The sequence below is a fragment of the Mesotoga sp. UBA5847 genome (assembly GCF_002432735.1).
Lineage (GTDB): Bacteria > Thermotogota > Thermotogae > Petrotogales > Kosmotogaceae > Mesotoga.
Genome location: NZ_DJGL01000064.1, coordinates 1 through 5,239, shown reverse-complemented (window position 1 = coordinate 5,239; position 5,239 = coordinate 1). Strand labels below are relative to the sequence as shown.

At 46.6% G+C, this 5,239-nt stretch carries 6 protein-coding genes; all 6 read left to right on the top strand.

Translation table 11 applies throughout. The features are described from left to right. Positions 1-112: 112 nt before the first annotated feature. A complete protein-coding gene (locus tag B3K91_RS06470; RefSeq protein WP_214060427.1) occupies positions 113-505 on the top strand; it encodes a HEPN domain-containing protein in 393 nt (130 codons plus the stop codon). Continuing rightward, a complete protein-coding gene (locus B3K91_RS06465; protein WP_214079252.1) occupies positions 459-836 on the top strand; it encodes a nucleotidyltransferase domain-containing protein in 378 nt (125 codons plus the stop codon). Before B3K91_RS06470 ends, B3K91_RS06465 begins: the two co-directional genes overlap by 47 nt. A 659-nt stretch (positions 837-1,495) precedes the next feature. After that, positions 1,496-1,870 carry a GntR family transcriptional regulator gene (locus B3K91_RS06460; RefSeq protein WP_292592859.1) on the top strand — a complete coding sequence of 125 codons (375 nt, stop codon included), beginning with the start codon at positions 1,496-1,498 and terminating at the stop codon, positions 1,868-1,870. Next, on the top strand, positions 1,852-2,724 hold the full coding sequence (locus B3K91_RS06455; RefSeq protein ID WP_214079247.1) for an ABC transporter ATP-binding protein: 873 nt from the start codon (positions 1,852-1,854) through the stop codon (positions 2,722-2,724). Before B3K91_RS06460 ends, B3K91_RS06455 begins: the two co-directional genes overlap by 19 nt. Positions 2,725-2,742: 18 nt before the next feature. Continuing rightward, positions 2,743-3,501 carry an ABC transporter ATP-binding protein gene (locus tag B3K91_RS06450; RefSeq protein ID WP_292592856.1) on the top strand — a complete coding sequence of 253 codons (759 nt, stop codon included), beginning with the start codon at positions 2,743-2,745 and terminating at the stop codon, positions 3,499-3,501. Then, a complete protein-coding gene (locus B3K91_RS06445) occupies positions 3,458-5,128 on the top strand; it encodes a putative ABC transporter permease subunit (RefSeq protein ID WP_214059830.1) in 1,671 nt (556 codons plus the stop codon). Before B3K91_RS06450 ends, B3K91_RS06445 begins: the two co-directional genes overlap by 44 nt. Positions 5,129-5,239 lie beyond the last annotated feature (111 nt).

Below are 5,239 nucleotides of genomic sequence, written 5' to 3'. Positions count from 1 at the left end.
ATCGGGTCTTTCCCTACGAAGCGGAACTAGCAGAGCAAAGTGCGACTTGCTACTGAAGGTTATATCCTCTTACTGGTTGCAGGTGCTATAATCACGATTGGGAGGGATGTCCATGCCTGATAGATCCCTGGATTGGTTACGTCAAGCAGAAAGAGATCTTGAACATGCTCGAGAGTCTGCTGCTAATGGCAAGCACGAGTGGGCATGCTTTGCGGCACAGCAAGCGGCTGAAAAGGCAATAAAGGCTCTCCATCTTTTTTTTGGTCAGGAAGCGTGGGGACACATGGTAAGCAAGCTGATTCAGGAACTTCCTGAAGGAATTGAGCTACCCGACGATTTATTGGATAAGGCGAGAATTCTTGACAATTCTTACATACCTGCGAGATATCCAAATGGTCATCCTGAAGGCTCGCCTTTTGAGTATTTCGGAAGGAAGCAAAGCGAGGAGGCTATTGAATATGCCGGTGAGATTGTTGAATTCGTCAATAATGAAATGGCCAAGTAAAGTGACCGTGGTTGATTCACTTTTTAAGTGGTCAGAAGAGTTGAAGAGGGATTCCAACGTTCTCAGCATCGGTTACTTTGGTTCCTACGCTCGGGGCGATAATGGGGTGGGAAGCGACCTTGATGGGATTGTTATAGTGAAAGACTCCAAAGCTCCTTTCGGAAAACGGGGAACGGAATGGGATTTGTCGATGTTACCGGTTCCAGTTGATCTTCTGATCTACACTTTAGACGAGTGGAATAGATTAAACAAAGAACCGTCTCACTTCATTAAAAGATTGAGAGAAGAAGTTAAGTGGATCTTCAAAACAGATGACTCATTGAACCTATAGAAAGGATCATTGTTTCGATCAATCTCACCGGTGTTCTCGGTGGAAGCTAGAAACCCCTGTTTGTTGACAATGCGTCATGCTGAACTTGTTTCAGCATCTTGATCTTAAGAACCGTCCTTCGTTGCCCGTCCCGGATCATGGACCCGTCCTTGGATAACATCAAGCGCGAAAGAGCATTGTCGAGATGTTCGCTTCGCTCACGAGACGAGAGAAAAGTCAGTCACCTTCGGTAGCCAGTCAGGCTTCGCCTGGCCAGTCTCGCCTTCGGCTAGGCCAGTTCCGCTTCGCGGGCAAAAGAGCCGTTGTGTTCACGTGAAGATCGGGATTCTGAGCAGGATCATCTCAGAATGACGGAATCCTAGACGAAGAACCAAGAACCTGGACGCGTAGCGTCGGAACGAAGAACCGCTTTTCTCAGAGGGCGACTCTAGTTTCGGCATAACGACATTTGACGTTCCTTTACTTTAGGGCTTGCAACTTGGAATAAGCAACTTGCAACTGCTCTTTCGAAGGACGGGTTCATGATCTGGGACGAAGGGCCAAGGACGGATCTGGCTCAAGCATGACATTTAATAGAGTGTGCGAAGGCGAACTGACCTAGTAGTGTTTGTGCTGTTGCAAGCAACGAAACTCGGAAAAGCCGTACAGAAGGTGATAATGTGTGGTTTGACATCGATATAAGATCCCCATTGCCGATCTACGATCAAATCAAGAGGGGGGTGAGGGAAGAGATCCTCAAGGAGAAACTTAAGGAGGGAGATCCTCTTCCCTCAATTCGTGAAATGGCTTCTCAAATCAGGGTTAATCCTAACACTGTTGCCAGAGCCTACAGAGAACTCGAGATGGAAGGCTTGATTATGGCAAGACCGGGACTAGGGTATATAGTAGTCAGTGATAGAGATCAGGTTAGAAACTCTGTCTTTGAAAGCCTATCTACTGAGCTTAGGGAGCCCATCCTTCGTTTGAAGAAATCGGGAATTTCTCTGGAAAGGCTCCTGGAGGTGATTGAGAAGATATGGAAAGAAATGAATTAACCCTGGACATACAGAACCTTGAAAAGACTTATAAGGGCAATGTTGAGGCCGTTTGCGGGATCGATGTCAAGCTGGAAAAACAACGAATCTACGCACTGCTTGGTCCAAATGGAGCCGGCAAAACGACAGTTCTGAAATCTATATTAGGATTGATCAATTACTCTGGATCGATACTTGTTCTTGGAAGACCCGTTGATGAGGTCAGAGAAATGATCTCGTTCGTTCCTGAGGAGAAGAATCTCTACGAGAATCTGAACATAGAAGAAACCCTCAAATTGATTCGCAGAATTTCGAGCAGATTCGATGAGAACCAGGCGCGCAAGTATATCGCACACTACAAACTTCCCTGCACAAAGAAGATTAGAACCTTCTCAAACGGTATGAAGTCAGCGATGTACATCTCATTAGCTCTTTCAGCTGACGCAGATTTCTACATATTGGATGAACCGACATGGGGTCTCGACCCAATCATGCGAGACGACACTCTCGAATTTATAAGAGAAAAGGTGATTGCCGGAAAGACTGTACTGTACACGTCCCATATAATCCCTGAAGTCGAAAAAATCGCAGACGAATTCTTTATTATGATAAACGGGAAGGTTAAGTATTCCGGTGACCTCGACGGAATCAAAGAAAAGTACAGAATCGTAAAGATGCCCTTTGACAAAAAGGAACTCGCCAGTTGTACGGATTGTCTGGCAGCAGCAAAGGAACTTAACAGACTTTCGATAATAGTCGAAAACTCAGAGGCAACTGAGAGGTTTTATAAGACAGATGAAGCAACCATTTCGATTCCTGACCTGGAGGAGTTTTTTCAGATTCTGGTCAGGAGTGAAAACAGAAATTCTCGTTGAGCGCAGGAGGTTAGGATCGTGATCGAGATTAGAAACCTTACGAAGATTTATAGTGGAAGTGTGAAGGCAGTAGATGATGTGAGCCTTACTGTCAAAGAAGGCGAGATATTTGGCTTTCTCGGACCGAACGGGGCCGGCAAGACCACTACTATCAAGATGATAGTCGGTCTGCTTCAGCCGACATCCGGAAGCATACACATCGACGATATCGATGTACTAACTTCACCTGTGGAAGCGAAGATGAAGATGGGTTACGTTGCTGACGAACCGCTGGTTATGGAGAAAATCACGGGAGTTCAATATCTTAACTTGATTTCCGACGTGTTCTTGGTTCCTCCGAAGACGCGAGCAGAAAGGGCTTCGAAGCTGCTTCAAAACTTCAAGCTCTCCGATGCCGTGAAAGACCCTGTTTCCACTTATTCTCACGGAATGAGGCAGAAGCTCTCTCTCGTTGCAGCCCTAATACATAATCCGGATCTCTGGATCCTTGATGAACCAATAGTCGGTCTAGATCCAGAATCGGCCTTCATTCTCAAGCAGATGATGAGAAATCATGTAAAGGCTGGAAACACGGTCTTTTTCTCTACTCACGTAATGGAAGTAGCTGAGAAAATATGTGACAGGATAGGAATAATCAATAAGGGCAAGCTAGAATTCGTTGGCACCGTTGATCAACTGAGGAAGCTTAGCGGCAGGGGAAGTCTGGAAGAACTCTTCCTGGAGGTGACAGGTAGTGAGACTGAAAATGGTGATTTCTCTTACCTCGACGCTGATTAATTCTCACTACAACATACCCAGGTCCCTATACCACTTCAAGAGAAAGGAAAGGCTATGGGAACCGGCCCTGATAATCGGTGTCATACTCCTACTGGGCTTGACTCTCGGACCGCTTTACGGAGGTTTGCTCAACACGATGTACGATCAGTATGAAGCATCCGGACTGAGATCGCTCTTTCTGGCAGGACCTTTTCTGATTGCAAATCTCTTTGGATTCATCTTTGGGATCTTCCTCATGATAAGCACCTTTTTCTTTGGCGACGATATGCGCGTTTTGATACCTTTGCCCCTGAAATCGACAGAAGTACTTATGTCGAAGTTCCTCGTAGTCTTGATGGACCTTATGTTGATCTCGCTTGCTATAATCCTTCCAGCATATATCCTGTATGGCGTGCGATCCTCGGCAGGAATCGGATACTGGATCTTCATGGTGATTGTGTTTCTTTTAAGTCAGGTGTTGCCGATAATGCTTTCCGCAATAATCGTCCTTCCTCTCTCAAGGCTATTTCGATTCAAAAGGCATAGAGATAATATGGTTTATCTCTTGAGTGCACTTATTTTGGTGGGAGTGCTGACCTTCATCTCCATCACCAGCCGCGTAGATCCGAATATGAGCGCCGAGGAATTTGCCAGGATCTTCTCGAGCGAGGATGCGATTCTGAACAAAACAGCCGGAGCATATCCTCCGACGATACTGGTTACAAAGGCCCTGAGCAGACCCTTCTTTGAGGGATTGTTGTGGCTTCTTGCGTTTATTGGTCTTCACGTGGTTGCTCTGGGAGTCTTTCTCTTCTTCGGCGACAAGTTCTACTACTCGGTTTACTCGAGTCTGCAAGAAAACTTTGCAAAGCGCACCGCACTTAAGGAAGGCGAAATTACAGGCATGATGGGAGTTCAGAACAGCAAGTTCGCGGCACTTCATAGACGTGAATGGTGGTACTTCCTCAAAGTCCCTGCCTTCGCTTTCAACGGATTCGGAAATGTGGTGATCCTTCCGATATTGCTTGTAATCGCTGCCGTGGCCGGTCAAACTGATGAGATCGGGCAGATGATCCAGCAATTTCAGCAGTACAGAGAGCTATTCGTCCCGGTCGGCGCATTGATAGCCGCAGTCTCCGGAGGAATAAACGGGCTCGCCTCCTCCATATTCAGTAGAGAAGGAAAACTAATCCATGAGCTTAAAGCCTTACCTGTCAAGACATCGGAGATTGTTAGGGTCAAGTTCGTTCATGTTCAGACCATGAGCTTCATAGGACCGGTCTCGGGTGCAATAGCTCTGAGCATAATACTGGGGCTCTCATTTGTTGAAGCAACAGTTGTCTTCGTTGTGGGAGCTATAACGCTTACCTTCCTGAACATCCTTCAGATGATAATTGACTCAGTGAAGCCAATCCTCGGGTGGGAGAATCCGCAAAGAGCTATGAAGCAAAACGTAAATGTTGCGCTTTCGATTCCCGTCGTCTTTGGATACGTTGGGGGTTTTGGATATCTGGCATTCCTTTTGAAAGACACAATATCTGGAGTCGTCATGACACTAGTATTGACGGCGATCGCCTTGATTGGTATCGTAGTTACGTGGCCTGTCCTAATGAAGAGAGCGAACAGGCTTTTCCTGAGAGATTTGTGAAGAAAACCGAGGTTGGTGGTTGGAAAGAGTGTAACAAGACGCAGGGCGCCGAAAAGCATGGCGGACGCAATGCCGGCAATGGATCGTGCCGGGACGCAAGGCTGGCGAAGA

What these genes read in the sequence shown, in the direction of transcription:
- B3K91_RS06465 (WP_214079252.1), top strand. Translation starts at nt 459, where the DNA reads ATGCCGGTGAGATTGTTGAATTCGTCAATAATGAAATGGCCAAGTAAA.
- B3K91_RS06470 (WP_214060427.1), top strand. Translation starts at nt 113, where the DNA reads ATGCCTGATAGATCCCTGGATTGGTTACGTCAAGCAGAAAGAGATCTT.
- B3K91_RS06455 (WP_214079247.1), top strand. Translation starts at nt 1,852, where the DNA reads ATGGAAAGAAATGAATTAACCCTGGACATACAGAACCTTGAAAAGACT.